The sequence below is a fragment of the Nocardia sp. NPDC005366 genome (genome assembly GCF_040606855.1).
In the GTDB taxonomy this organism is placed as follows: Bacteria; Actinomycetota; Actinomycetes; order Mycobacteriales; family Mycobacteriaceae; genus Nocardia.
Genome location: NZ_JBEXFQ010000021.1, coordinates 101,154 through 127,405, shown reverse-complemented (window position 1 = coordinate 127,405; position 26,252 = coordinate 101,154). Strand labels below are relative to the sequence as shown.

The following is a 26,252-nucleotide window of genomic DNA, read 5'->3' as shown; positions in this document are numbered from 1 at the left end:
GCGAGGCCTTGCAGTAGCGTCAGAAGGGATCAAGCCGAACACGACGAACGACTCGACCGAGGAGACCACGACATGTCATACCCGACCGGGGGCTCCGGGTACAACACACCCGCGACGCCCTCCGCATCATCCGATCTCGGCCAGTCGCCGAGCGGTGCTGCAGGCACAGGTTCGAGCGCTTCCGGTTCCGATGCCAAGGGGCTGCCGTTCTTCCTTGTGGTCGGCGTCGCGGCGCTCGGCGCGATCAACTTCCTGCTCGGATTCCTGCCCTACGCGGCACGTGAATTCGTCAATCCCGTCAACGGCAAGACCACAACGGCGGACAGCGCCAACGGCTTCGAGGCGCCGATCACCGCCCTGCTCGCCATTCTGCTGTTCGCGGGCGTGCTCGCCGGATTATCGCTACTGCCCAAACAGAATTGGAAGGCCGTCGCGGCCGCGGCGTCGGTCGCGGGCTTCCTCGGCATCGTCTTACAGTCGTTCTTCCTCAATGACGATGCCACGCTGAAGTGGGGCGCGTACCTACTGATATTCCTCGCTCTGGTGCAGGCGGGCATCGCCGTCGCCGCGGTGCTGTTCGAGGCGGGCATCCTGAAGCCGCCCGCGCCCAAGCCCGCCACCGCACCCGCGCCGCAGGCCGGATATGGTCAGGGCGGGTACGGCCAGCAGGCCTACGGCCAGAGCCAGCCGGGTGGACAGTACGGCCAAACGCCGGGACAGTACGGCCAGTCCGCATACGGCGCGCAGCCCGGCGCCGGTTCGCAGTACCCGTCGCAGCAGCCGTACGGGCAGAGTCAGCCCGGCCAGCCGAGCCAGCCGAGTCAGCCCGTCTACGGCCAGAGCCAACCGAGTCAGCCCACCTACGGCGCCGCGCCGGGACAGTCCTACGGCCAGCAGCCCCCCGCCTACAGCCAGCAGCCCGGATACGGTGCGCCGCAACAGGGTTCGCCCTACGGCAGCCCCGCCGCGCAGCCGCGCCCCGACGAGAGCGCGACCCAGCACTTCGGCGGCAACCAGGGCCAGCCGCGTCCGGACGAGAGCGCCACGCAGCATTTCGGCGGTAATCAGGGGCAGCAGTACGGCGCGCCGGGTTACGGCCAGCCCCCACAGCCCCCACAGCCCCCGCAGTCGCAGCCACAGCAGCCGTTCGGCAGCGAGCAGAGCAAGGATCCGGCCTCCGACGCCACCAAGGCGTTCCGGCCGTCCGACGACAACAAGTAACGGTCGAAAACCCACTCGTCGCGAGCGCTCGAACCGATCCGGTCGGGCGCTCGCGGCGCGCGCGGACCCCGTTGTACACACCGATTTCCACGCGTCGCGCCCCTTCCCCGGCCGCTCGCGGCGCGCCTGCACCGTTCTCCCCGGCAGAACTGACACGCTGAATTGCCATGAGCTCCACGAGAAATTCCCCTGTCCGCCGGACCGCGGGATCGCGCGGCGCTTCGGATGATCCGGACCGGCGCGGCGGAGCCGATCCCAGATCGAGGCGGAGCCCTCGCGTGGTCGCCGACGCCGACGAGGCCGGATTCCTCGCGCTGACCCCCGAACGCGCCAGGGTGCTGCTGTTCGTCGCCGCCCGCCCCTCGACCCTCGCCTTGGCCGCCATCGCCGTGCTGATGCCCGCCGCCCTGCTGTTCGCGGACAGCGGGCTCGACGGCACCTCCGGCGCGATCGCGTCGGGCTGGCTTGTGGCGCACCAGGTTCCGCTGGTGATCGGCAAGACGCCGCTCGGCCTGCTTCCGCTCCTGCCGACCGGGCTGCTGGTGTGGCTGTCCGGCCGGGACTGTGCCCGTGCCGTCGAGCCGAACAGTTCGCGCGCCGATCTGGGTTGGATCGTCGGCGCCGCGCTGTCGGGGCCGCTGCTGGTCACCGCCGTCTGTCTGGCGGTCGCCGAGGACGCCTCGGGTGTGGTCGCGTTGCAGCCGCCGAATACGCTCGCCGCTTTCGCCTGGGTCGGCGGCCTGTATCTGACGGCGGCCACCGCCGGGATCGCGAGTCGCGACCGACGCCGTTTCCTCGCGCTGCTGCGCGCCCCCGATTGGGCGATCGCGGGCGCCTACGGCGCGGGCCGCACGGTATTGCGCCTGCTCGGGTGCGCCACAGCGGTGACCCTGGTGTCACTGCTCGCGCACTGGTCGCGCATCGGTGAGGCCTACCAGGCCTCCGGTAATTTCGCCGGCGTCCTCGGGCTGACGCTGCTGTCGCTGGCCTACCTGCCGAATGTCGTGGTCGGCGCGGTGGGCGTGCTCGTCGGTTCCGGCGTCGAATTCGGTGATGCCTCGGTGGGGGTCTTCTCGGTGATCGGCGGACCGATTCCCGCGGTTCCCGTACTCGCCGCGATGCCGTCTGGTCCCGCGGCGGGGTGGTGGTCGGTACTTCTGCTCGTCCCGGCGGCGGTCGGGGTGCTCGGCGGCCTCGATACCGGGCGCACCTCCACCGACCATGCCACGGCGCCGTGGGCCACGCTGACCTCGGCCGGTCTGGCCACCGTGGCGCTCGTGCTGCTCGGCGCGATCGCGGGCGGTGACCTCGGCACCTTCGGCCACGTCGGTCTCGACCTGCCGATCTTCGCGGTGGTCACTTTCGCCTGGCTCGCGCTCGCCGGATACGCGGGCTTGCTGTTCGCGCGACGGTTCGTGGTCCCGGTGGGCTCGCCCCCGCCGGATCGCGATGCCGACAAGTATTACGCGGACGATGAGCACTACGCGGATGACGACTACGCCCACGACGACGGTGACTATCACGACGGTGACTATCACGACGGCGACTATCACGACGGTGACTACGACGACGGCCACTACGCCGGTGATCACCCCGACGACTATGACGACTACCACCCCGACGACTACCACCCCGACGACTACTACGCGGACGACGGTGACGACGAGGACGATTACGCCCCCTACTCCGAGGACGAGGTCGCGCTCGAAGGCGAATTGGTCGAGGACCAACCCTCCCTCCCCACGCGACCGGCGCGGTCGAATCCGCCCCCCGACATCGTCGACGCCGAGGTGGTCGAAACCCATCTCGGCGACCCGAATCCGCTGCGGGAGCGCTGACCGGCCGAGCGGTTCCTACCGGTCGAAAGTGAGCTGACCGACACCACTAGGCTTGGGTGCGGCGGTGTATCTCCGCCGCCCCGACTCGAGACTCAGGAGTGGAGCGCTGACGTCCTCCAACGCCCCGTGGAAGCCCACAGCGGCTCCGGCCACCGTCGTCGTGCTCGCCTCGGGCACCGGGTCGCTGCTGCGCGCGTTACTCGACGCCGCGTCGGCCCCGGACTACCCGGCGAAGATCGTCGCGGTCGGGGTCGATCGCGTCTGCGCGGCGACCGATCACGCGGATGCCGCCGGCGTCCCGCATTTCCGGGTGGCGCTGCGGGACTTTCCCGATCGCGGCGCGTGGGATCTCGCGCTGACCGAGACCGTCGCCGCCTACGAGCCCGACCTGGTGGTCTCGGCCGGGTTCATGAAGATCGTCGGCCCCGCTTTCCTCGATCGCTTCGGCGGCCGGATCATCAACACCCATCCCGCGCTGCTGCCGTCGTTTCCCGGCGCGCACGGGGTGCGTGACGCCCTCGCCTACGGTGTTCGGGTCACCGGCTCGACCGTGCATCTGGTCGACTCGGGCATCGACACCGGCCCCATCCTCGCGCAGGAGGCCGTGCCGGTGCTGCCCGAGGACGACGAGGGCACGCTGCACGAGCGCATCAAGGTTGTCGAGCGACGGCTCCTGGCGGAAGTTGTCGCCGCCGTCGCGACGCGAGGCATTGTCTCCGACGGACGAAAGGCAGTAATTCCAGTGAACGAGTGTGCCGGTGACTGAAAGCAGCGAAGGATCGATCACTCCGGGCGAGCGTAAGGCGATCGGCCGCGCGCTGGTCAGCGTCTACGACAAGACGGGGCTCGTCGAGCTCGCGACCGGTCTGCACGCCGCGGGTATCGAGCTGGTCTCGACCGGCTCGACCGCGGGCCGGATCGCCGATGCCGGTATTCCGGTGACCAAGGTCGAGGATCTGACCGGATTCCCCGAAACCCTGGACGGGCGGGTCAAAACCCTGCATCCGCGGGTGCACGCGGGCATTCTCGCCGACACCCGCAAGGCCGAACATCTCGAACAGCTGGCCGAACTCGGCGTCGAGGCGTTCGAGCTGGTCGTGGTGAATCTCTACCCGTTCACGCAGACGGTGGCCAGCGGCGCGAGCCCGGACGAATGCGTGGAGCAGATCGATATCGGCGGCCCGTCCATGGTGCGTGCCGCGGCCAAGAATCATCCTTCGGTGGCCGTGGTGGTCGACACCGGCGATTACGACGACGTACTCGACGCGGTGAAATCCGGCGGTTTCACCCTGGCTGAGCGGACCGCGTTGGCGGCCAAGGCATTCCAGCACACGGCGTCCTACGACGTCGCGGTCGCGAGTTGGATGACCGGCGTCCTCGCCCCCGGTGTCGCCCAGGAGCGGCCGAGCACCCCGTTCCCCGGCTGGGTCGGCGGCAGTTGGGAGCGCGCCGCGGTACTGCGCTACGGGGAGAATCCGCATCAGGCGGCGGCGCTCTACACCAATGGCGACGGCCGGGTGGGTCTGGCGCAGGCGCGGCAGTTGCACGGCAAGGAGATGTCGTACAACAACTACACCGATGCCGATGCCGCCTGGCGTGCCGCCTACGACCATTCCGCACCCGCGGTGGCGGTCATCAAACATGCCAACCCGTGCGGCATCGCGGTCGGCGCGGATATCGCGCAGGCGCACCGCAAGGCCCACGCCTGCGATCCGGTCAGCGCCTTCGGCGGGGTGATCGCGGCCAATCGCGAGATCACCGTGGAAATGGCCCAGCAGGTCGCCGAGATCTTCACCGAGGTCATCGTCGCGCCCTCCTACGCCGACGGTGCGGTGGAGGTGCTCCAGCGCAAGAAGAATGTGCGCATCCTGGTCGCCGAGGCACCCCAGCGCGCCGGTGTCGAATTGCGTCCGATCAGCGGCGGCGCGCTGTTGCAGCAGCGTGACATCCTCGACGCCGAGGGCGACGACCCGGCCAACTGGACTCTGGTCTCGGGTGAGCCGGCCGATGCCGCGACATTGGCCGATCTCGAATTCGCCTGGCGGGCCTGCCGAGCGGTGAAGTCGAACGCCATCCTGCTCGCGCACGACGGCGCTTCGGTCGGTGTCGGCATGGGCCAGGTCAACCGGGTGGACGCGGTCCAACTCGCGGTGCAGCGGGCGGGTGATCGGGCCAAGGGGTCGGTCGCGGCCTCCGACGCCTTCTTCCCGTTCCCGGACGGACCGCAGCAGCTCATCCAGGCAGGCATCCGCGCCATCGTGCAGCCGGGCGGTTCGGTGCGCGACCAGGAGACCATCGATCTCGCCCGCGAGGCGGGGGTCACGGTGTACCTCACGGGTTCACGCCACTTCGCGCACTGAGCGAGGCTGTCTCTCGAACGCCACGTCGGCGACCGGTCAGGTCGTCCCGGCGTGGCGTTTCGGCATTCGGCGGCAAGGCTCGCCGGTGGCGCCGACGAGGAGCGCGGATATCCGCGTACGGGCGCGATTTCTCGTCCCCGTCGAACCTCGGTCGGTGCCGATGGACCCGGTCGGGCGAATACGCGGACAACTCGGCGCTCGCGCCGCGGCGGTGAACGGCGGTGGTCATGACCGACCGGTGCCCGGTGTGGCGACCCGCCACGAGCAACAGCACCGCGAAGACACGGTAACCCCGGTATCAGATGACATATCACAATGCCGCGGAATCCTCGTGGCGACAGGACCAGGGCAGACCGGGGGTTTGACTCTGCTCGAGATCGGGTACATTTGTGCGCCTTCATGATTCGAGTTCGACGCAGCATGCCGGTGGCGACCGTTGAGATTGCGTTACGTGGGACACCTGTCCGAATTGTCGTGGTGCACAATAGGCGGCATGCGCATAGTCATCGTGGGATCATCCGGTTTTTTGGGCAAGCATCTGGTGACCGGTCTTCGGGCCGACGGTCACGAGGTCATTCGATTGGTACGGCGCGAGCCCGTGGCCGCCGACGAAATACGTTGGGATCCAGTCACCTCCGCACTGGATCCAGCCGTCCTCGCGGGCGCGGACGCCGCGATCAACCTCTGCGGCGCGGCGATCGCCGGTGACCGGTGGACCCCCGAGTACAAGAAACTGCTGCGCGACAGCCGTATCGGGTCGACCAGGGTGCTGGCCGAGGCCGTCGCTCAGGCAGGGGTGCCGGTGCTGCTCAACGCGTCGGCGGCGGGATACTACGGCGATACCGGTGATGTCGACGTCGATGAATCGGCTCCGGCCGCAACGGATTTCCTCGGCACCATGTGCCGGGAATGGGAGGAGGCCACCGCACCGGCGACGGCGGCGGGCGCCCGGGTCGTGCTGTTGCGCACCGCCAATGTGCTCGCTTCGGACTCCGAGATCATCACCAAATTGCGCCCGATCTTCGCACTCGGCCTCGGCGGGCGGTTCGGCTCGGGGCGGCAGTACATGCCGTGGATCTCCTTGCCCGACTGGGTGGGTGTGGTGACGAGCTTGCTCGTCGATTCGACCTCGGGCCCGGTCAATCTGGTCGCACCGGAAGCGGTGACCAATGCCCAGTTCGCCAAGGCGTTCGCGGCAGCGCTGCACCGCCCTGCCTTCATGGTGCTGCCAGCCGGGGTGCTGAAGCTGATCGGCGGTGAGGCGGGCGCCGAACTGGTGCACGGGCACAAGATGCGGTCGAAGGTGCTGGAGAGCACCGGCTTCCCGTTCGAGCACAACACCCTGCGCGAGGCGCTGGCCTGGACACTGGCCCGCTGACGCTCGATCAGATCGGCGCCGTGGAGTCTCCGCCTACCGAAGGGGTTTTCGGTGGCGGCTCCGGGGGACGGCGCTTCACGCCGCGCTGAGTACCTGGCGATCGCCGAGGGAAGTTTTCAGCGGCACCTCCAACGTTCCGAAAACCGCCACCATGGTGCACATCCGTCCCACAGCGTCGGCCTTCGTGCCCGAGCGCAATTCCACGACGACCGTCTTCGCGCTCTCGGTCACCGCGGCGTCCACGCCGTAGCATTCGGGCGCGCCGCTCTGGAAGTTGACAGCGATCCGGTCGTCGGAGATTCGCGTCCAGGACGTGAACGGAATGGGATGCGCCCCTACGATCGTCGGATCGGCGGTGAAAAGCCTGCCCTGGTTCCCGCCCGCGTCCTCGGTCGGCGGACTCGCCGCCGCACTGCTCGCCGCCGCACTGCTCGCCGCCGCACTGCTCGCCGCCGCGCCGGTGCCCTCGTCGGAAGCGCCGCATCCCGCCACCGCCATCGCGGCGAGCAGCGCGCAGACGGCTGCGGTGATTCGTGCTCCCGAAATCCGATTCATGGGATAACCCTAATCGAGCCGTCCCGCGGTCACGATGCGGCCGATGGCCGAGATCCGGCAAACGCCACGTGAACCGCCAGGAATCCTGTGTGCCAATCGAACACGACGTAACGACCACGACCAGTGAACTTCAGGCGAACGATGCGCGTAATTACCCGCGTACCCCCGTCTCACAGTAGGGTCGGCTCCGATGCGAGCCAGCGGCATTCGGCGAGTATCGATCGATGAAGTTCTGCACAGTTACCTCTTCGAAAGGAACATCGTGGGCGACACGCTGCGCGTAGGAGAAGAATTGGGGCTCGGTGGCTCCCTCACCGGCGGTGCATACACCCTCACCCTGCAGCCGGACGGCAACCTGGTGCTGTCGGAGCCGGACGGAAATGTCGTGTGGTCCACGTTGACGCACGGCCAGGGCGTGCAGCGGGCGACCTTGCAGTCGGATGGCAACTTCGTGCTGTACAAGGAAGACGGCGCGGCCTGGGCCACCGAAACCAACGGCCGTCCCGCCGATCGTCTGGTAGTCCAGGCCGATCGCAATGTGGTGCTGTACGGCTCGGATGGCGAGGCGCTGTGGGCCTCCGGCACCCAGACCGACAACCCGCTGCCCGCGCCGGAACCGGAACCGGTCGCCGCCGCGGAACAGGCCGCCGATCCCGCGCCGGTCGTCGAGGAGGTGCCGCCCCCGCCGCCCGCCCCGGCCGCGCAGACCTACACCGTCGAGTCCGGCGACACCCTGTGGGCCGTCGCCGAACGTTTCTACGGAGACGGCAGCCGTTACCAGGAGATCGCGAACGCGAGCGGCATCGACAACCCGGATGTGATCAATGTCGGCCAGGTGCTGACCATTCCGTGAGAAATGACGTGGGGCCCCGGATCTTTCGCTCGGGGCCCCACGTTTTCGGCTGGGTGGTCTTGTCGGTTGTGCTCAGTAACGCATGGCGTAGGAAAGCTTCTTCCACAATGACTTCTTGCGTTGCGCGGCCTTGAAGCGATCATCCTCTTCGAGGATCTTGGTCGCCTCGGCCACCCGGCGCTTCGATTCCGCGATGGCCTCCTCCACCGGCATCACGGTGTCGAGATCGAAGATATCGATGATCTTGGTCACCCGTTCCGCCACCGACCCGCCGATCACCTCGTAGGGCAGTCCGAGTTCGCGGACCACGGCGAGCAGGCTGTCGTCGGAAAGGTTGCGGAACGGTTCGGAGACCGGCCGATGGCCGTCGGCCCGCATCGGAAACTCCACGGGCAGATGGACATACGCGTCGTAGAGATTCTTGGCCCTCGCCTTGACGATATCGCCGACGATATCGGTGTATTCGTGCAGCGGCTTCTTGCGTCCGATGCCCGCCACGGTCTTGATCGCGCGCAGCGCGAAACCCGCGCCAGGATTGATGCCGACCGCCATCCTGGCTGTGCCGTACACCCACTCGTGCACCACGGAACCGTCGGAAATGAAGGAGCCGTCGATGGATTCGTTGTGCACCCGCTCCTCGAACCGGCGCAGACCCAGTTGCAGCAACTCGATCGAGTTGAGCTCCATCACGGTTTTGCCGGGGGCGAGGTCGACAAGTAGTTCGCGTGAGGTCAGCGCGTGCGTGCGGGGGATGCCGGTCGCGATCGACAATGCCTCGGTGGTGGTGCTTTTACCGGTTCCGTACGTACCGGATATCGCCAGTTTGATGTTGTCGCGATGCTGTCCGCCGACTATGTACACCGTCACCTCTCCGATCGATCAACGCTCGTCATCACGCAGAACCTCCCAGCCACGCTCTCGTGCAACCGATTCCAGTGCGGGATCCACCGGGATCACCGCGGGATGGCCGACACTCTCCAGTACCGGCACATCGCTGATGTGGTCGCCGAACCCGAAATCGCCCGCGAGGTCGTGGCCGGGGTATCCGGCCACGAACGCCTCGACCTCGCTGCGTTTGGCGGGTCCGATGAGTGATCTGCGCACGGTCCCGGTGAAGACTCCGTCGCGTTCGTCCAGTTCGGTGCACAGCACCGCCGCGCAGTCGAGTTCACGCTCGATCGGGCGCAGGCAGGCGCGGAAGGAGCCGGAGACGAGGACCGTCTCGACTCCCTCGGCGCGCAACCCGCGCAGCCGGGTGAGTACCGATGTGCGATACAGACCCGCCGCGCGTAACTGCTCGTGCCAGGTCACCGCGGCGACGTCGACCTCGTGCACCGGGATATCCGACCAGAGTTGGTAGTAGCTCTCGTTCAGCGTCGCGCGGTCGACGCCGGTCTCGGCCAGGCGTTGCATCCGCGTGCGGTGCGCGGCCAGCACCTCACCGCGCCGCGTCGTCTCGAAGAAGTACTCCCCGAAATGATGCAGTGTGCTCACCCGCAGCAGGGTGTGGTCCACATCGGTGAACGCGAAGCGCGGCCTGGTCGCGAGCATCGCCTCAGACCACCGGGGCCGGTTCGGCTGTCGGCTCCTCGGTGGGGACGCCGGGGGTGGCCAGCGCCGCCTCGTCCAGGTCGCCCCGACGCAGTGTGGCGAGGGCGATGGCCCCGGAGATCGCCGCGATGACCGCGGCGAGCACCATGGCGTTGTGCAGGCCGCTGACGAAGGCGGACTCCGCCGCCGAACGCACCGCCTCGGCCGCGGCCCCGAGATCTTTCGTGGCGACCACCGACGGTCCGCCCGCCGCGACGGCATCGCCCGCCTCGGCCGCTTTATCGCCGAAAACGGTTCTGGCCGTCTCGGTGTCGGCGAAGGCCGCACCGACCCGGTTCTGGAAGAACGCGCCGATCGCCGCGATGCCGATGGCGAGACCGGCCTGCTGGAAGGTTTCGTTGATACCGGAGGCCGCGCCCGCCTTGTCGGGGGTGGTCACCGCGATGGAGAAGGCGGCGCGGGGCGGGTTGAACAGGCCCATGCCGAGCCCGATCAGCACCATGCCCGGGATCAGTGCTGTCCACGAATCGCCGACGTCGACCAGCAGAATCGCGACCAGGCCCGCCGCGATGAGCAGCTGTGACGCGCCGACAAGCATGGCGGGCGGCAACTTGGCGACCAGACTGCCCGCGACCGCCGCGGCGACGAACAGCAGCAGCGTCAGCGGGAGGAATCGGACACCGCTGGCGAAGGCCGAGTAGCCGAGCAGATTCTGCACATAGGAGATCAGCAGGAACAGTGCGGGCATCACCGACAGCGCGCACAGCGCGGTCACCACCGACAGACCGTTGAAGGTCCGGCTCCGGAACAGCGTGAGATCGAACATCGCGCGCCCCGGCCGCGTGAGCTGCAACGCCGCGAAGACCACGAGCAGCAGGACCGCCAGGATGAAGCAGCCGATGATCCGCGCGCTTCCCCAGCCGTCCTGCTGGCCCCGCATGAAGCCGAGGACCAGGAAGAACAGGCCGGTCGAGAAGGTGACCATCCCCGGCCAGTCGAGGGGAGGCGGTGTGTCGCTGCGGGATTCGCGCATCTTCAGGAAGCCGACCACCAGCGCGGCGATCGTCACCGGCACGTTGATCAGGAAGATCCAGCGCCAGCCCCAGGATTCGGTGAGGCCGCCGCCGATCAGCGGACCGAAGGCGATGGCGAGTCCGGCCACACCGCCGAAGACGCCGAACGCCACCCCGCGGTCCTTGCCCCGGAACTCGTGTCCGAGCAGTGCGGGTCCGACCGCGAAAAGGATCGCGCCGCCGAGACCTTGGACGAGTCGGGCGACGATGAGAATCACATCGTTCGGCGCGAGACCGCACGCGAGCGAGGAGAGTACGAAGATGACGAGTCCGGCGTCGAACACCTTCTTGCGCCCGATCCGGTCGGCCAGCGAGCCCGCGGCGAGCAGGACCGCGGCAAGGCCGAGGGCGTAGGCGTCGAGGATCCACTGCAACGCGGAGAACGACGAATCGAAGGCGGCGCGGATATCGGGTAGGGCGACGTTGACGACGGTCAGGTCCAGCATGAGCATGAAGGTCGCTAGCGCGACCACGACGAGCGTCCATATCGAGCTGTCGGAACGCTGTCCGGATTGTTCGGCGCCGGCTGTTGCCATGGGTTGAACTCTCCTGATTTCCAGTGCGGCGGTATCGGATGTCAAGCTGCTTCGAGCGCGGCGTTCACCGCGTCCGGAACGGGAATCAATTGCGGTAGCGCATACATGCCCGCTACCCGGGTGACGATTTCTTCGAGTGGTCCACCCGTCACCAGATAGGGGACGGTGGTGTCGTGCAGGGTGTCGAGTAAGAGACGGTCGAGCACCGTGTGGAATTCCGATTCCGGCGCATCGGTCCCCTCCCGGTCCATCCGAAGATGGATGAAACCGTCGTAGGTGGTTTTGGCGCGACGGATGACGATGCCCGCGTGCGCGACGAGGTAACGCTGTTCGAAAACGCGATAGGGGAGATCCTGGGGACGGCGCAGCCAGTGACCGAGCTTCCTGGTGCGCCGCAGGGTTTCCGCGAGCGCCCATTCGTGCAGAACCGAACCATCGGAGACGAATCTGGTTCCCAGCCTCGCCTCTGAATCCACCCGCTGTTCGAAACCGCGCATCGGCGCGTCCACGGTGGCCGCCAATCGGCGATCGACCACCGGCTTGGTGAGCTGTTCGGAAATGGTCGCGAACGACAGTCCGGTGGCCAGGGACAACGCGGTGCACACCGCGGTCTTCCCACTGCCCGGGGCACCGGTGATCGCTAGTCGTAACGCGGGTGAATCCTTCATCAGGGTGTCCTCGTATCGCGGCGATCGATCCGCGGAACTCATGCCGGGCGTGCGAATGACACGACTCGCTCGGAGTTGCTTCACAATGTCAGCCGAAATCTAGTAATCAAACGATAACTTGTCAATAATTTGGTCGTGGTAACTTGTGAACATGATGGCCAGACTGAGCGCGGCCGAGCGCCGCGAAAGGATTCTGGAGGCTGCGGGGCGGGCATTCTCACGGGGCGGCTACGCCGGGACCAGCACAGATTTGGTCGCACTGGAGGCAGGCGTCTCGCAGCCGTATGTGGTGCGCATGTTCGGCAGCAAGGCAGACCTCTTCCAGGAAGTGTTCGACCGAGCGGTCGAGGAACTGATTTCGGCGTTCGCGGCCGAACTCGACGATCCGGCCGCGGCGTCCGCGCCGGACGTGTGGGACCGGCTCGGCGCGGTGTACAGCCAGCTGGTCGAGGATCGCGACGTGCTCGTCGTCCTGTTGCAGGGTTTCAGCGCGGCCGCGGCGCACCCGCAGATCGCCGCGGCGGCGCGACGCTGCCTGGTCACCCTGTTCAACCTGCTGGTCGAGCGCACTGGCAGCCCGGCCCAGCAGGTGCAGCAGTTCATCGCCAACGGCATGCTGCTCAACGCGCTACTGGCGATGGAAGCGCCCGAGCACGCCGCGGAGGAACCTGCCCTCGCGGCGCTCGCGGACTGTGCGCTCGGCCAGCACACCGGCTATACCTACGGTCCCTCAGTCCGGAAGTTGATGGGCCAGTAGGCAGGATCCCGTCACACCCTGGAATTCCTTGATCAGCATGTCGGCGCTGCGCCAGCGCTGACCGCCTCGGTCGATGATCGAGGAACGCCGGATTTCCACCGTGCCGTCGAAGGTCTCGTCGGAGGGCCGTCGCGGGCCGTCGGCGAAGAACTCCAGTTTGCGCATCCACAGGGTGTTGCTACTCGTGCGATCGAGTGAATCCATCGCGTAGAGCAGGATCTGTGAGAGCTGGGCCGCGCCGACGACCGCATCGATCGGCGACACCGAGTTCCAGTAGGCCGATTCGGCACCGGCGTAGCCGCCTTCGACACCCGTGCGCACCTGCTGCCTGCCGGTGATCCGGGTGGAATCCTCGCTGACGGTGAGGTCGGTCGCGGTCAGCGTGTGGTCCTTCACGCCGTTGAGGTAGTAGTGCGGCGCCGGACCGTAGATATCGCCCAGGTTCGCGATCCGATCGACGCCAGGCACCGTCAACGCGCCGACGCCGATCGGATGGACCATGGTCAGCGTGCCGCCGAGATTGCCGACCTGGAATTTGAAGGTGGTCTCCGACTCGTCGTCGGCGGTGTCGGCGGTGGCCGTGATCGTGGCGGTGACCGGGATGTGCTCGAGATCCTCGTGCGGCTGGGCGCCCGCGCGCACCGACGCGTGACGCACCCACATGCGGGCCGATTCGGCGGGCCGCAGATCTCGGGCGTGGCTGAGCGCGGCGTCGCAGAGCGAGGCGGCGAGCATGATGGTGTCCACGCTGCTCACATGCGGCACCAATTCCCGGTGCTGCTTACGCGACCACGCCGCGGGGTAAGTCAGCCGGGCGAGGCCCGCGTGCTCGGCGCCGGGCTGAGTCGATCTGCTGATCCGCAGGTCGGACAGGTCGGGGCAGACTTTCTTGTAGCCCTCACCGAAGTAACGATCGGACTGCGGTCCGAGGGGCTCGTCGTAGCTGGAAAATGTAACGGTCATCGCACAACACTTTCGAGGAGCAATTCGATAATTCGGTCAGGCAATCTTGGGTAGGTCGAAAACTTGGCCCGCGTAGGACAGGCCGGCGCCGAAGGACACTTGCAGAGCGAGTTGTCCCGGTTTCGCGCGACCCGATGAAATCAGATCGTTGATGGCGAGCGGAAGTGCGGCGGCGGACGTGTTCCCGGCTCGCCTGACATCATCGGCGATAACTACCGATTCGTCGTTCCAGCCGAGTTTGCGGGCCACACTGTCGATAATTCGGAGATTTGCCTGATGGGGTACGAATACTTCCACATCGGAGAGTGCGACACCCCCGGCTTCGGCGATGTCGGAAACAATTTTCGGTACTGCATTCGTGGCCCAGCGGAATACCTCGGTACCCTCCATTTTCAGGAAGGGAGTCGGCGTTCCCGCTGGGTCGGCGCGCTGCTGTTCCCATGTCGGTTCCTGACGGATCAGGTGGGATTGCTCGCCGAGGCTGCCCCAGATCGTCCGGCGAATGTGCCCGGACTCGGTTCGGCTTATGAGCGCTGCTCCGGCGCCGTCGCCGAAGATGGGGGCCACCGATCGCTCACCGAGGTCGATGACGTTGCTGAGCTTCTCCGAGCCGATCACGAGAATGGTGTCGGACTGTCCGGCATTGATGAGCGCTGCCGCTTGTCCTATGCCGTGCGCGTATCCGGAACATCCCGCGGAGATATCGAACGCGGCGGGGCGGTCGCAGCCTAGCTCGGCGGCGATTATCGGCGCAGCGGCTGGGGTTTGATTCAAATGGGTGGAACTCGCCAACATGACGACATCTACCTGGTGGGCGGATATTTTGGCTGCGTCCAATGCGAACTGCGCGGCCTGTGCCGCCATGGAAATTACTGTTTCGTGTGCCCCCGCAAATCTTCTCTCAGTAATTCCGGTCCGCGTTGTTATCCAAGCTTCGTCCACACCTAGTTCAGGTGCGAGTTCGGAATTGGAAACGATTCGATCGGGACGGTAGGTTCCGATCGTCAACATTCCGGCGGATAAGGCCGTCATATTTCCACCCCCGAGAGGTGATATGTGTCAATTATGTATGAATCAATGTATCACCCGGCAAGAATTGTCGAATCAGATCACATGGCTATAACGCCAGTATAACAGCAATGTGTGACGAAGGTCACGTTTTTTCATAGACGCTTGACATCGTTCGATTATTCGAGCTCGGGCGTACGATTCGCTATCGATAGCAGCGGATTAACTATTCTCCGACTCGTTGCTATCCGGATGCGTGAAATTCGCCGATTGTCGGATATAAGACCTGGGGAATAAAATTCTCTCCCCCGAGGCCATCGATAGCTGAATATTCTCTCGATGACGGGCGGCTGCGGCGCCGTCGCTCTGTGCAGCGAGGATGCCGGGGTCTCGGGCATCGGAAACGACGGCGGGAGCCCGGATGCTCGGCATCCGGGCTCCCGCCACGGCATATTCGCGGGCTTGTGCCCGCGGTGGTTACCGGCTGGTAAAGGGCAGCAGGGCCATCTCGCGGGCGTTCTTCACCGCGACCGCGACTTGCCGCTGCTGCTGTGGTGTGAGCCCCGTCACACGCCTGCTGCGAATCTTGCCGCGATCGGAGATGAACGTGCGCAGCAGGTTCACATCCTTGTAGTCGACGGTTTCGATCCCCGCGGCGATCAGCGGGTTCTTCTTCGGACGGCGGCCCTGTTCGGCGCGGACCTTTTTCGACGGTGCTCGCTTGACTGCCATATCAGGTATTCCTTCTGCGGGATCGGTGGTTTCTACCAGCTCGACTTGTGCACACCGGGGAGTTCGCCTCGGTGGGCCATCTCGCGCACACGCACACGGGAGAGTCCGAACTTCCGGAGGTGACCGCGCGGACGTCCGTCCGCGGCGTCCCGATTGCGCAATCGTACCGGACTGGCATCGCGCGGAAGCCGTTGCGGCGCGGACTGCGCGGTCTCGCGATCGGCCGGTGAAGTGGCGGGATCGCGGACGACGGGATCATATTTGCGCAGCGCCATTGGGTCGGGATTGTTGCGCCGTTTCTTGCGGGGTGACATATGTGTAGCCGCTGCCCGCGCTGGAGTTCGGCAGAGGCGGCGCGGCAGAACAATCAGGGAGGGAATCGGTGAAGATGGGCGTACATCCGCACTATCGCCCGGTGGTCCTCGAGGATTCGAGTACGGGAAAGCGGTTCCTCGCCAGGTCCGGAGTTCTGATCGACCTGGACCGCCGCTGAATCGGCCGGAACGAGGGGCGGACCGAGGTCGCGCCCCTCACGGTCCGCAACCGTGTCGCCCTTCGTCCGGCGGAGTTCCGGGAACGAGCGATCTGTCGACCGGAATCTCAGCCCTGTTTTGTTCCGAGGTCGACCAGGGTGGCGGCGAGCTGGAAATACTTGTTGCTGCCCAGGTCGGCGATGGTTTTGATCTTCAACGCCGCCAGCGCTTTGTCGTGTTCGGGCGTGAGGCCGGCCAGGGCCGAGGGCGGGGCCGACAGAATGTCCGCGAGTGACTTGTTCTCGTAAGCTTTGTCGAGCACCTTGTCGAGCACCACATTGACGGGCATACGAACTCCTTCGGAATGAACCTTCGGAATGAACCTGTCGTGCGTACGATCGGACATCGTCGGTCCGAGTCCTGCTTGCCGACGATAACGCGCCGGGTGGTGTGGTGAGCGGTGAACGCGCCGGGGCGGGGGCATCGACCGTGTCGGCGTCGTCGCGGAGCATGAGGGGGTCGGGCGGTAGCGATCGTGATGAAGGGGCAATTACTCGGCAAATGTTGTATTCGATATCACATGGGCCTAGGGTGAAATCACCGCTTGCGAAGAGATTGCTGCCAATCGAAATGCATACCGAGAGTTGGATTTTCGTGGCCGTAAAAGTCCTGGGGAAGTGATGAAATCGTGCTCACTCGCCGGTACCCTCATCCGAGAGGGCGGGTTCTCCCGGTTTCGGGAGAACCCGCTCATCGCCAAAGTTCAGGTCTTCGACCGTATCTGCCAGAAGCACTTCGCGTGACAGCGCTGTTCATTCTCCGCGTGCCGCTTCGGTAGCCGTGCCCCGATTCGTCACAGCCCGCGGATCATCCGCGCCGTGGCCGGGCGGGGGCGACAGCAACGCTTCCAACCGATTCAGCTGCGCCCCCACGAATTCCGCCGACCCCTCGATCAGCGACAGCGGCCAGGGCAACTGCTTGCACTCCAGCCTTTTCACCTCGTCGGCCAGATCGGCGGTGGTGGCCTCCAATTCGCTGATCTCAGTGCGCAAGGCGCCTACCTGCGCGCGCAGTGCCGAGGTCTGATCCTCGAGCTCGCCGATCCGTCGCAATGCGGCGGCGACACCCTCGACCAGCGTGCGGCCGTCGCTCTCGTCGTCGGAGCCGAGCTGCGGCCACCCGGCCAAACCCGGCCCTCGCAGCTGGATCTGGATGTCGCGCAGCACTACCTCTTGTTCCGGCGTCACGTCCGGCTCCTCCTGTGCGACCTCCCACTACCGAGATCGCCGGGGCACGACCTCGTCGACAGCAGCGCAGGCCGCCGAATCGCATGTCTCCCACTGTAGGTCGGGCCGGGCCAGAAGCGGAATCCGCGGTGTTCCTCGGTCCGCGTCAGCGGATCATCTCGGGTTCGGCGCCGCGTGCGGCCGACGGCATGGATCCGCTGGTGCGACGATCGGGGGCGACGAGCACCGCGGTGATCGGAATGGCCAGCGAGAGCATGCCGATCACGAACATCGGCACCAGGAATGTGAACAGGTCTTCGCCGTCGGGAGCCGATACGCGCGGGTCGACGCGGACATCGAGTCCGGCGAGCCACAGATAGTGCGCGCCGATGACCGAGAGTCCCACCACCAGCGCCGCGATGACCAATGCCGGCGCGGGCCAATGGTGCAGGATGAACCACAGCGTGGCGACCGAGAGGGCGATCAGCAGCACGATGGATCCGATGATGGGCGCCCATCGCAATTCGACCGAACCCCGGACCTGGATGGCGTCCATGCCCACATACATCGCCAGCGAGAGTCCGGCGCTCATGGCGAGCGCACAGCCGATCAGCCGAAGCCACTCCAGGGTTCGACCGAGAAAGATCAGTCCCGCGAAAACCGCGAGCCCGGCGAGGATGGCGGCGCTGAGCAGTCGGGGCACGTCGTAGCGGAACGACACACCGCCGGGACCGTTGACGCCGAGCATCGACACGAAAATCGCCAGCCAGACACCGATCGCGCCGATGGACACGGCCGCCGCGGTGAGCCAAACCATCCGGAACCGGGATGTCACGGACTTCTTCGATTGCTTGATGCAGGTGAAGCCGACCAGGGCGCCCGCCGCCGAGACGGTGACCGAGAGACCGAGCACCCAGTAGCCCATAGCGAAATAGCTCACGCGAAGGTTTCCTTACCCCTGCCGGACCGGCTGCTCGCGGTTTTGTTCGGCGAGGCGCTGAATGGCGTATTCGGTGACCGCCGCGAGCGATTGGCGGACTTCCATGGCATTGCGGGCATCGATGTCGACGATCGGCACACCGGCACGGACCGACAGTGCTTCACGCAGTTCGGCAACCGGGAACCGCGGTGCGTCGGGGAACCGGTTGACCGCGACGAGGAACGGAAGTTCGCGCGCCTCGAAGAAATCGACGGCGGCGAAACTGTCCTCGATGCGCCGGGTGTCGACGAGGACCACAGCGCCGATCGCGCCGCGGATCAGGTCGTCCCACATGAACCAGAACCGGCGCTGGCCCGGCGTACCGAACAGGTACAGCACGAGATTGCCGGGTAGCACGATGCGCCCGAAATCCATGGCGACGGTGGTGGTTTCCTTGCCGGGCGTCGCGGCGAGATCATCGATGCCGTCGGAGAATCCGGTCACCATGGCCTCGGTCCGCAGCGGGACGATCTCCGATACCGCACCGACGAAGGTCGTCTTGCCCGCGCCGAAACCGCCTGCGACAACGATTTTCGTCGAGGCGGTACGGTTGTCCGTGGGTGCCGAGCCGTAGGGCTGGGCGTTATAGGGCGCGGAGTCCACGCAAAGTCCTCTCCATCAGTGTTAGGCGCTCGTCATATGTTGCCTGATCGCTCAGCGTCGAATGCACCCGCAGCGTCCCTGCGACGACCAGATCACCGATGACGACCCGGATTAGGCCGAGGGGTCGTTGTAGTTTGGCGGCGATCTCCGCGACCGACAATCGCGCGGTGCCGAGCCGCACGATGTCGGTGCGAAGATCGCCGACGGGCCATTCGAAATGGGCAGTGTACGAGATGGTCTCGATCACCGCCTCCAGGGGAAGATCGACCGCCGGCTCGGTACGTCCGGAAGTCAGCGCATAGGGGCGGACGCGGGTCGGGGGTGTTCCCGGCCCCCCGCCGGAAGGGTTGGACATCGCACTCTCAGACAGCCGTACGGGCAGTAGCCGAGACCACCGACCCGACCCGGTCGACGAGCAGAGCCATTTCGTAGCCGATGCGGCCGATATCGTGGGACTTGTTGGCGAGAACCGCCAGGTGCGAACCATTGCCGACGGTCATCACCAATAGGTAGCCGCGCTGCATGTCCACGATCGACTGCATGACCTTGCCGCCGCTGAACAGCTGCGCCGCGCCCGCCGCCAGACTGGCCAGCCCCGCGGTCACCGCCGCGAGCTGCTCGGCCCGGTCGCTCGGCAGATGCGGACTGGTCGCCTGCAACAGTCCGTCGGCCGATACCAGCACCGCGTGCGTCACGCCGGGCACATCCCGGGTGAACCGGGTGACCAGCCAATTCAGGTTTTCGTCCGTCGTGGTGCTCGGGTTCTCGCTCATACAAGCCCTCCGTCGTTGTACTGGGCGTCGGCCCGCCCACTGCGGACCCCGCTGAGATGCCTGGTCAGGCTGTTACGGATTTCATCCGGATTCCTGGTGTTGGCTTCCTCGGCGGGGGAGAGCCCGCCGGGCACCAACTGGGCGCCGGGCTGACGAATAGGTAGTCCGCCCGAGGTGCGCCCCGATGTGGTCGGGTGACTCGCCTCGGCGGCAGCGGCCCAACCCTCGTCGGCGGGAGACGTCCACGGCGTGACCTCCCCCGCGCCTTCGGATCCCGAGGACGCGGGTTCGACCAGCCACTCCGAGACCATACGTTGGTAGATCGGCGTCGGCGTCTCCGCGTTCACCGGACGCAGACCGGTCACGGTGGTGGTCGCGGTGATCGCCATCGGCTCGGGCTCGGGCGCGGGGGCAGGCCGCGGGGTGAGCTGTTCCGGTGCGAAGGTCTGGGTTTCGGCCCAGACATCGACCTGTGCGGGTTCGGAGGAGTATGCGGACTCGTTCTGTGCGGAGGCGGGCAGGGCGAGCGGTTCGGACGGGCGGTAGCTGTTTTCCCTGCGGTCGATGAACCCGCGAGAGGTGCGGCCGGGATCGGTGGCCTCGACATCGATCACCGGGGACGGACCTGAGTTATCCCGCTCGCCGGGTACCGCGACCCTGATCGCGGGCCTGCGCTGCGGCAACCCGCCGCCCACCTCGAACGCGGAGGTCGGCTCGAACGCGGAGGTGTGCTCGGGCAGCGCCAGACTCGGCACAGGCACCAGCGTGCGCGGCTGCGGGGCCGTCGTCTCCTGGCGCGCGATCTGCAACGGCGCCAATGGCATCTGCTGCGAACCGCCGTCGGGCGAGATCGGCACCGGCGACACCAGGGTTCCCGGCAGATGCACGCTGGCGGTGATGCCGGGCTGCTGGGCCATGGCCGAGGTGCGGCGCAGATTGACGGTGATGTTGTGGCGTTTGGCGAGACGGCCGACGACGAACAGGCCCATACGGCGGGCGGTCTCGACGGTGACCTCACCACCGGAGGCGAGATGATCGTTGGTGGTCTGCAGATCGTCGGTGGACATGCCGAGACCGCGATCGATGATCTCGATCAGGTAGCCGCCGTCGACCGCGCGTGCCACCGACACCGCCACCGGGGTGGTCGGCGGCGAGTAGCGCAGCGCGTTGTCGATGAGTTCGGCGAGCAGATGCTCGATATCGACGGCGGGCTCACCGGGCACGATGCCGTCGGGGGCGGTGCCGATCTCGACCCGCTGGTAATCCTCGACCTGGGAGACCGCGCTCCACAACATGTCCGACAACGGGACGGGGGGCAGGTGGCCGCGCCGCAGCGCGGTGCCCGCCAGCACGAGCAGGTTGTCGCCGTTGCGGCGCATGCGGGTCGCGAGGTGGTCGAGGCGGAACAGGCTCTGCAACCGCTCCGAATCGTCCTCGTCGTGTTCGAGTTCCTCGATGAGGGAGAGCTGCTGTTCGACAAGGGACTGGCTGCGCCGCGACAGGGTCTCGAACATGCTGCCGATCTGCAGTCGCAGACGGGCCTGTTCGCCGGCGAGATAGAGCGCGGCCTGGTGGATATCGTCGACGGCGCGGGCGAGCTGGCCGATCTCCTCGGTGGTGTGCACGTCGATCTGACTGGTGTCCGGGGTCGAACCGCCGGAGCGCACCACCTCGATCTCGTTGGGCAGGTCGACATGGGCGACCTGCAACGCGCCGTGGCGCAGACGACGAATCGGGACGACCAGCGAGCGGGCGACCGCCAGCGCGAGCGCGAGGCCGGCGAGCAGTGTCGCGACCACGATCGCGATATCGCGCAGCACGATGCCGCGCAATTCCGAGGTGCGGTCGTTGAGGCGTACATCGATGGTGTCGACCAGGCTGATGGTGGTCTGGTCGTAGGCGGTGGCGCTGGTGCGCAGCGAATCGACGACAGCGGGATTGGTGGTCGGATCACCGAGGTTCTGTCCGAATGCCCCTAGTCGCGTGTTGATCGCGTCGATCAGCGTGTTGGCGTTCAGCGCCGACGACGGCTGCAACTGGGCGAACTGCATGATGAGAACCAGTTCACCACCCGCGGTGGTCAGAACCGTCGGGCGCACCGCGGGATTCTTGTCGGCGCCGGGCGATCCGATCAGCATGTATTGCTGGGCCAGCAGGCGGCGGGCGTTGGTCGTCACGCCGAGCTGCAGGAAGTAGCGCTGAATGGTGAGCTCTTCGATCGTGGTCGAGACCGCGATCGCGTTACCGATGCGCGCCGCCACGTCGTCGGCCTGCTGCCCGATCGTCACCGGGGACGAGCTGCGCAGGCTGTTGCGCATGGCGCGGCCCGCGACGAGCGCGAGATCGAGTTCCTTGCTCACACTGTCGGGCGCCCTGGTCGACTTCAGCGCAGTCTCGAGATCGGCCGCCGCCTGGTCGAATTTGCCCGCGATGTTATCGATCGACGAAACAGGCTGATCCTCCCATGAGGTCGCCGCAGACAACGCGAGTTGCTCGGTGGCCGAACCGAACCCGAGCATCGGGCGGATGATCCTTGCCTGTTCCGAGGCCGCGTCGAGCTGCGAGATCATGTCGAGCTCGTCGTTGATACGCAACACCGCGAATGTCGAGGCGAGCACTACTGGTAGCAGCAGTACGACGCCGACCTTGCGGGTGACGGACCAGTTGGACAGCCTGAATTGCCTGGAACGCGGTGCTGATTCCATCCGCTTCCGTCGCCTCCACTCCGCGCGGGGTCCCCGGTGGCTTGTGGCTGTTCAACATGAGGATGGGATTGAACCTGCTGAGAACCAACTCGAGGTCTTCTTTTTACCGCTGGGAACATACCGTGCTAGCTGGTTATCGGCAATCTGAGACACCCGCTTTGAGAACTCTCGAATATGGCTACGCAGAACGTCTTTCGTTTTCCGTGCGGCGCGGCCGGTAGCGGAAATCGGTCGATAGCTGAGAAAGACGCTGGTCACGCTGTTGGTTGACTCGGCCCCGAAGCTCGAGACCGCCACGGCGTGTCGGAGGCCGCCCTCTCAGTCGACTCTCAGTCGATGTGGTCAAACTGGTGGCATGCGCATTCTGGTAGTCGACGACGATCGTGCCGTCCGTGAATCGTTGCGCCGCTCGCTGACCTTCAACGGCTACTCCGTCGACCTCGCGGTGGACGGCATGGACGCTCTGGAGAAAGCCACCGCGCAGCGTCCGGATGCCCTCGTGCTCGATGTGATGATGCCGCGCCTCGACGGGCTGGAAGTTTGCCGCAGACTGCGCAGCACCGGTGATGATCTGCCGATTCTGGTTTTGACAGCGCGGGATTCGGTATCGGAACGAGTTGCCGGGCTCGATGCCGGGGCCGACGACTATTTGCCGAAACCCTTCGCCTTGGAAGAATTGCTCGCCCGATTGCGGGCATTGCTGCGCCGCCGCGCCGCCGATCCGGGGGAGACCTCGGAGGCCATGCAGTTCGCCGATCTGTCACTGGATCCGGTGACGAGAGAGGTCGCCAGGGGCGACCGGTCCATCAGCCTCACCCGCACCGAGTTCTCACTGCTGGAAATGCTGATGGCGAATCCACGCCGTGTGCTGACCCGCAGTCGAATTCTGGAAGAGGTCTGGGGATACGATTTCCCGACCTCCGGCAATGCGCTCGAGGTCTATATCGGCTATCTGCGACGCAAAACCGAGGCCGAGGGCGAACCGCGGCTGATCCATACGGTCCGCGGAGTCGGGTACGTGCTCCGCGAAACTCCTCCGTAAGCCGGCTCGACAATGGCCCGAACGGTTCCACGGCGACCGATGGTCGCCCCACTCGGTCAGCAGCGTCCGCCCGACGCCGCGGAGATGCGCCCGCCGATGCCGCTGACCCGTACGGTCTCGCTGCGCTGGCGGGTCACCCTGCTGGCGGCCTCGCTGGTGGCGGTCGCGGTCGCGGTCACCTCCATCGCCGCCTACGCGATGGTCGCGCGGGCCCTCTACGCCGACGTGGACTCGCAGTTGCGGGCGCGCGCGAACACGATGATCAACAACAATTTCGAGAATCTCGGTTTTCAATCCATCGTGCTCGCGGGTCTGTTCTCCAACGACGTCGGTGTCGCGCTGATCTTCGCCGACCACAAGCCGTATATGCCGCCGCAGCAGACGACGCCGCCCGTCGGCAGTCAGGAACTGGCCGTCGCCGACGGGGAACTGCCCTCCTCGCTGCGCACGGTCAACAATCAGCGGGTGCTCGCGGTGCCGACCCATTCCGGGGCCACCCTGATCATTTCGCAGCGCCTCGAGCCGACGAGGGAGGTGCTGGACCGGCTGGCGTGGCTGCTGTTCGTGGTCGGCGGATGCGGGGTCGTGCTGGCCGCAGCCGCGGGCACCGCCGTCGCGCGAACCGGGCTGCGGCCCATCGCCAGGCTCACCGCGGCCACCGAGCGGATCGCCCGCACCGATGACCTGACCCCGATTCCGGTGACAGGTGACGACGAATTGGCGCGGTTGACCGAGAGTTTCAACACCATGCTGCGGGCGCTCGCGGAATCGCGGGATCGCCAGCGCAGGCTGGTGGCCGACGCCGGACACGAGTTGCGGACGCCGCTCACCTCGTTGCGTACCAATATGGAACTGCTCATCGCCTCGGGCAGTCCGGGAGCGCCGCAGATCCCGGACGAGGATATGGCCGAACTCCGCGCCGATGTCATCGCCCAGATCGAGGAACTGTCCACCCTCGTCGGAGATCTGGTCGACCTGGCGCGCGAGGACGCGCCCGAAACCGTCTACGACCGGATCGATCTCGGCGAGGTGACCGAGCGGGCCCTCGAACGCGCGCGCCGACGCCGCGGCTCCATCGAATTCGTCGCTGAACTGCGTCCGTGGTTCATCTACGGCCACGAAGCCGGGCTGGAACGCGCGGTGCTCAATGTGCTCGACAACGCCGCCAAGTGGAGTCCGGCGGGTGCGCAGGTGCTGGTGACCATGCGCGAGACCGGGCGGGGACTGCTGGAACTGGACGTCGACGACGCCGGTCCCGGTATTCCTTCCGGCGAGCGGGAACTGGTTTTCGAGCGTTTCTACCGAACCACCGTCTCCCGGTCGATGCCGGGCTCTGGACTGGGCCTCGCCATCGTCAAACAGGTGGTGACCAAGCACGGCGGCACCATCACGGTCGACAATTCGACGCGCGGTGGCGCTCTCATCCGCATCGTGCTCCCCGGCGAAGCCGGAATTCCCGTTTCCGATAAGCAGATCTCGGAAAACTGATAGCGGGGTCTCAGTCCCCTCTAAGCCGTCGTCGTCAAGCTTGGTGACAGACGTTCAGGAGAAACGAGAAGTGATGACCGAGGATTTCCAGAACCGCGCGGGAGAGCCGGACGGCGGCGTTCCCGGCCCACGCCCGACCGAGCAGATCCAGCCCGTGCCCGCCGCGCATTCCGATCCGCACGCCGCGTGGGCCAGGCCGGACCACGGTGCGACCCATTCGATGCCGCAGTACGCGACCCAGCCCTACCCCGGCCACGAGACGAGCGGAAACTACGGGACGCCCCAGTTCCCGCCACCACAGGGCGCGGCCTTCGGCGCTCAGCCGCCGCAACCGCAGCGGCGTCCGATCCGCCTGGGTCTCGTCGCGGGGGCGGTGGCCTTGGCTCTGGTCAGCGGCGGCGTCGGCGGCGCGGTCGGCACGCTCGCCACCCAGACCGACAACGGACGCGCACCGGTGACCAATGCGCTGGACGCCCCGAAACCCGCCGTCAGCCCCGTCGCGAACGCACCTGCCGGATCCACCCAGGCGGTGGCGCAGAAGGTGCTGCCGAGCGTCGTGATGATCAAGGTCGCGAGCAACCGTGCCGAAGGTGAGGGTTCCGGTGTCATCCTGTCCTCGGACGGGCTGATCCTGACCAATAACCACGTCGCCACCGGCGGCGGTGCCAACGCCACGATGCAGGTCGTGTTCTCCGACGGCAGCACCGCGCCCGCCACGCTGGTCGGCGCCGATCCGGTCTCGGATCTCGCGGTCATCCGTGTCACCGGCAAGAGCGGGCTGACTCCGATCGAACTCGGCGCCTCCGGCGGCCTCCAGGTCGGCCAGTCGGTGATCGCCATCGGTTCCCCGCTCGGGCTGGCGGGCACCGTCACCACCGGTATCGTCTCCGCGCTCAACAGGCCGGTATCGACCCAGGGGGAGAGCGCGACCAGTCAGGTGAACCCGGTGATCGACGCGATCCAGACCGATGCCGCGATCAATCCTGGCAATTCCGGCGGCGCGTTGGTCGACGCCAACGGCAAATTGATCGGTATCAATACCGCCATCGCCAGCCTCGGCGCGGGTGAGGGGTCGGGCGCGCAGAGCGGTTCGATCGGCCTCGGTTTCGCCATACCGGTCGATCAGGCCCGCCGCGTGGCCGACGAACTGATCAAGACCGGTCACGCCACCTACGCGCAGATCGGCATCAAGTTGCGGCCGCAGGACACCGCGGCGCGAGTGCTCGAGTCCACCGCGGACGGCCCGGCCGCCAAGGCGGGCATCCCCTCGGGCGCGGTCGTCACCGCGGTGGACGGTCGGTCCATCGACTCGGGGAACGCGCTCATCGCCGCCGTCCGCTCGCATCAGCCGGGGGACAAGGTGAAGGTCACCTACACCGACGAACAGGGCGGCAATCCGAAGACGGTCGAGGTCACGCTCACCGCCGCGCCCGCGGACGGCGGCCGGTGATGCGGTCGACCCCGCGCGGT

The 26,252-nt window shown here is 66.5% G+C and carries 26 protein-coding genes; 10 read left to right on the top strand and 16 right to left on the bottom strand.

What is annotated here, in order from left to right; all coding sequences use genetic code 11:
* Positions 1–72: 72 nt before the first annotated feature.
* From ABZS43_RS23545 to ABZS43_RS23525, 5 genes are all read left to right on the top strand, one after another.
* Positions 73–1,221 (top strand): DUF5336 domain-containing protein, encoded by a 1,149-nt coding sequence (locus tag ABZS43_RS23545; protein ID WP_355038087.1) that lies wholly within the window; start codon positions 73–75, stop codon positions 1,219–1,221.
* A gap of 278 nt (positions 1,222–1,499) precedes the next feature.
* Entirely contained in the window at positions 1,500–3,059 is a 1,560-nt protein-coding gene (locus ABZS43_RS23540; protein ID WP_355038086.1) for a DUF6350 family protein, read from the top strand.
* A 106-nt stretch (positions 3,060–3,165) separates the two neighbouring features.
* On the top strand, positions 3,166–3,825 hold the full coding sequence (gene purN / locus ABZS43_RS23535) for a phosphoribosylglycinamide formyltransferase (RefSeq protein ID WP_355038112.1): 660 nt from the start codon (positions 3,166–3,168) through the stop codon (positions 3,823–3,825).
* Entirely contained in the window at positions 3,818–5,419 is a 1,602-nt protein-coding gene (purH, locus tag ABZS43_RS23530) for a bifunctional phosphoribosylaminoimidazolecarboxamide formyltransferase/IMP cyclohydrolase (RefSeq protein WP_355038085.1), read from the top strand. The genes purN and purH overlap by 8 nt, the downstream gene beginning before the upstream one ends.
* A 493-nt stretch (positions 5,420–5,912) precedes the next feature.
* Positions 5,913–6,797: a TIGR01777 family oxidoreductase gene (locus ABZS43_RS23525; RefSeq protein ID WP_355038084.1), complete on the top strand. Its 885-nt coding sequence runs from the start codon at positions 5,913–5,915 to the stop codon at positions 6,795–6,797.
* A 75-nt stretch (positions 6,798–6,872) separates the two neighbouring features.
* On the opposite strand, the gene ABZS43_RS23520 is transcribed toward ABZS43_RS23525, so the two are convergent.
* Positions 6,873–7,352, bottom strand: a complete 480-nt coding sequence (locus ABZS43_RS23520; RefSeq protein ID WP_355038083.1) for a hypothetical protein — start codon at positions 7,350–7,352, stop codon at positions 6,873–6,875.
* Between the two features lie 262 nt (positions 7,353–7,614).
* Between ABZS43_RS23520 and ABZS43_RS23515 the strand changes: the two genes are divergently transcribed.
* Entirely contained in the window at positions 7,615–8,205 is a 591-nt protein-coding gene (locus tag ABZS43_RS23515) for a LysM peptidoglycan-binding domain-containing protein (RefSeq protein WP_355038082.1), read from the top strand.
* A gap of 72 nt (positions 8,206–8,277) precedes the next feature.
* On the opposite strand, the gene ABZS43_RS23510 is transcribed toward ABZS43_RS23515, so the two are convergent.
* Genes ABZS43_RS23510 through ABZS43_RS23495 form a run of 4 tightly spaced genes read right to left on the bottom strand, consistent with a single transcriptional unit; the run spans position 8,278 to position 12,033 of the window.
* Positions 8,278–9,072 carry an AAA family ATPase gene (locus ABZS43_RS23510; RefSeq protein ID WP_355038081.1) on the bottom strand — a complete coding sequence of 265 codons (795 nt, stop codon included), beginning with the start codon at positions 9,070–9,072 and terminating at the stop codon, positions 8,278–8,280.
* 12 nt (positions 9,073–9,084) lie between these two features.
* Positions 9,085–9,756 (bottom strand): HAD-IB family phosphatase, encoded by a 672-nt coding sequence (locus tag ABZS43_RS23505; RefSeq protein WP_355038080.1) that lies wholly within the window; start codon positions 9,754–9,756, stop codon positions 9,085–9,087.
* A 4-nt stretch (positions 9,757–9,760) separates the two neighbouring features.
* Positions 9,761–11,365, bottom strand: a complete 1,605-nt coding sequence (locus ABZS43_RS23500; protein WP_355038079.1) for an MFS transporter — start codon at positions 11,363–11,365, stop codon at positions 9,761–9,763.
* A gap of 41 nt (positions 11,366–11,406) precedes the next feature.
* Positions 11,407–12,033, bottom strand: coding sequence for a hypothetical protein (locus tag ABZS43_RS23495; RefSeq protein ID WP_355038078.1), 627 nt, complete (start codon positions 12,031–12,033; stop codon positions 11,407–11,409).
* A 151-nt stretch (positions 12,034–12,184) separates the two neighbouring features.
* Here ABZS43_RS23495 and ABZS43_RS23490 point away from each other — a divergent pair, with 151 nt between their 5' ends.
* Positions 12,185–12,790, top strand: coding sequence for a TetR/AcrR family transcriptional regulator (locus ABZS43_RS23490; RefSeq protein ID WP_355038077.1), 606 nt, complete (start codon positions 12,185–12,187; stop codon positions 12,788–12,790).
* Here ABZS43_RS23490 and ABZS43_RS23485 read toward each other — a convergent pair.
* From ABZS43_RS23485 to ABZS43_RS23435, 11 genes are all read right to left on the bottom strand, one after another.
* Positions 12,764–13,753, bottom strand: a complete 990-nt coding sequence (locus tag ABZS43_RS23485; RefSeq protein ID WP_355038076.1) for an AvrD family protein — start codon at positions 13,751–13,753, stop codon at positions 12,764–12,766. The two genes, ABZS43_RS23490 and ABZS43_RS23485, sit on opposite strands and share 27 nt — an antisense overlap.
* 36 nt (positions 13,754–13,789) lie before the next feature.
* Positions 13,790–14,785, bottom strand: coding sequence for a beta-ketoacyl-ACP synthase 3 (locus ABZS43_RS23480; RefSeq protein WP_355038075.1), 996 nt, complete (start codon positions 14,783–14,785; stop codon positions 13,790–13,792).
* 453 nt (positions 14,786–15,238) lie between these two features.
* Complete coding sequence (gene rpsR / locus ABZS43_RS23475; RefSeq protein ID WP_355038074.1) at positions 15,239–15,493, bottom strand: 30S ribosomal protein S18; 255 nt, start codon at positions 15,491–15,493, stop codon at positions 15,239–15,241.
* A 32-nt stretch (positions 15,494–15,525) separates the two neighbouring features.
* Positions 15,526–15,768: a 30S ribosomal protein S14 gene (rpsN, locus tag ABZS43_RS23470; RefSeq protein WP_355038111.1), complete on the bottom strand. Its 243-nt coding sequence runs from the start codon at positions 15,766–15,768 to the stop codon at positions 15,526–15,528.
* A gap of 325 nt (positions 15,769–16,093) precedes the next feature.
* Entirely contained in the window at positions 16,094–16,315 is a 222-nt protein-coding gene (locus ABZS43_RS23465; protein ID WP_355038073.1) for a hypothetical protein, read from the bottom strand.
* A 463-nt stretch (positions 16,316–16,778) separates the two neighbouring features.
* Positions 16,779–17,213, bottom strand: a complete 435-nt coding sequence (locus ABZS43_RS23460) for a hypothetical protein (protein ID WP_355038072.1) — start codon at positions 17,211–17,213, stop codon at positions 16,779–16,781.
* A gap of 145 nt (positions 17,214–17,358) precedes the next feature.
* Positions 17,359–18,132: an MHYT domain-containing protein gene (locus tag ABZS43_RS23455; RefSeq protein ID WP_355038071.1), complete on the bottom strand. Its 774-nt coding sequence runs from the start codon at positions 18,130–18,132 to the stop codon at positions 17,359–17,361.
* A 12-nt stretch (positions 18,133–18,144) separates the two neighbouring features.
* A complete protein-coding gene (locus ABZS43_RS23450) occupies positions 18,145–18,774 on the bottom strand; it encodes an ATP/GTP-binding protein (protein WP_355038070.1) in 630 nt (209 codons plus the stop codon).
* Positions 18,755–19,129 carry a DUF742 domain-containing protein gene (locus tag ABZS43_RS23445; RefSeq protein ID WP_355038069.1) on the bottom strand — a complete coding sequence of 125 codons (375 nt, stop codon included), beginning with the start codon at positions 19,127–19,129 and terminating at the stop codon, positions 18,755–18,757. Before ABZS43_RS23445 ends, ABZS43_RS23450 begins: the two co-directional genes overlap by 20 nt.
* A gap of 7 nt (positions 19,130–19,136) precedes the next feature.
* Positions 19,137–19,547 (bottom strand): roadblock/LC7 domain-containing protein, encoded by a 411-nt coding sequence (locus ABZS43_RS23440; RefSeq protein ID WP_355038068.1) that lies wholly within the window; start codon positions 19,545–19,547, stop codon positions 19,137–19,139.
* A complete protein-coding gene (locus tag ABZS43_RS23435; protein WP_355038067.1) occupies positions 19,544–22,252 on the bottom strand; it encodes an ATP-binding protein in 2,709 nt (902 codons plus the stop codon). Before ABZS43_RS23435 ends, ABZS43_RS23440 begins: the two co-directional genes overlap by 4 nt.
* A 355-nt stretch (positions 22,253–22,607) precedes the next feature.
* Between ABZS43_RS23435 and ABZS43_RS23430 the strand changes: the two genes are divergently transcribed.
* From ABZS43_RS23430 to ABZS43_RS23420, 3 genes are all read left to right on the top strand, one after another.
* Entirely contained in the window at positions 22,608–23,294 is a 687-nt protein-coding gene (locus ABZS43_RS23430) for a response regulator transcription factor (RefSeq protein ID WP_355038066.1), read from the top strand.
* Between the two features lie 39 nt (positions 23,295–23,333).
* Positions 23,334–24,782, top strand: a complete 1,449-nt coding sequence (locus ABZS43_RS23425) for a HAMP domain-containing sensor histidine kinase (protein ID WP_355038065.1) — start codon at positions 23,334–23,336, stop codon at positions 24,780–24,782.
* A gap of 73 nt (positions 24,783–24,855) precedes the next feature.
* A complete protein-coding gene (locus ABZS43_RS23420; protein ID WP_355038064.1) occupies positions 24,856–26,232 on the top strand; it encodes a trypsin-like peptidase domain-containing protein in 1,377 nt (458 codons plus the stop codon).
* Positions 26,233–26,252 lie beyond the last annotated feature (20 nt).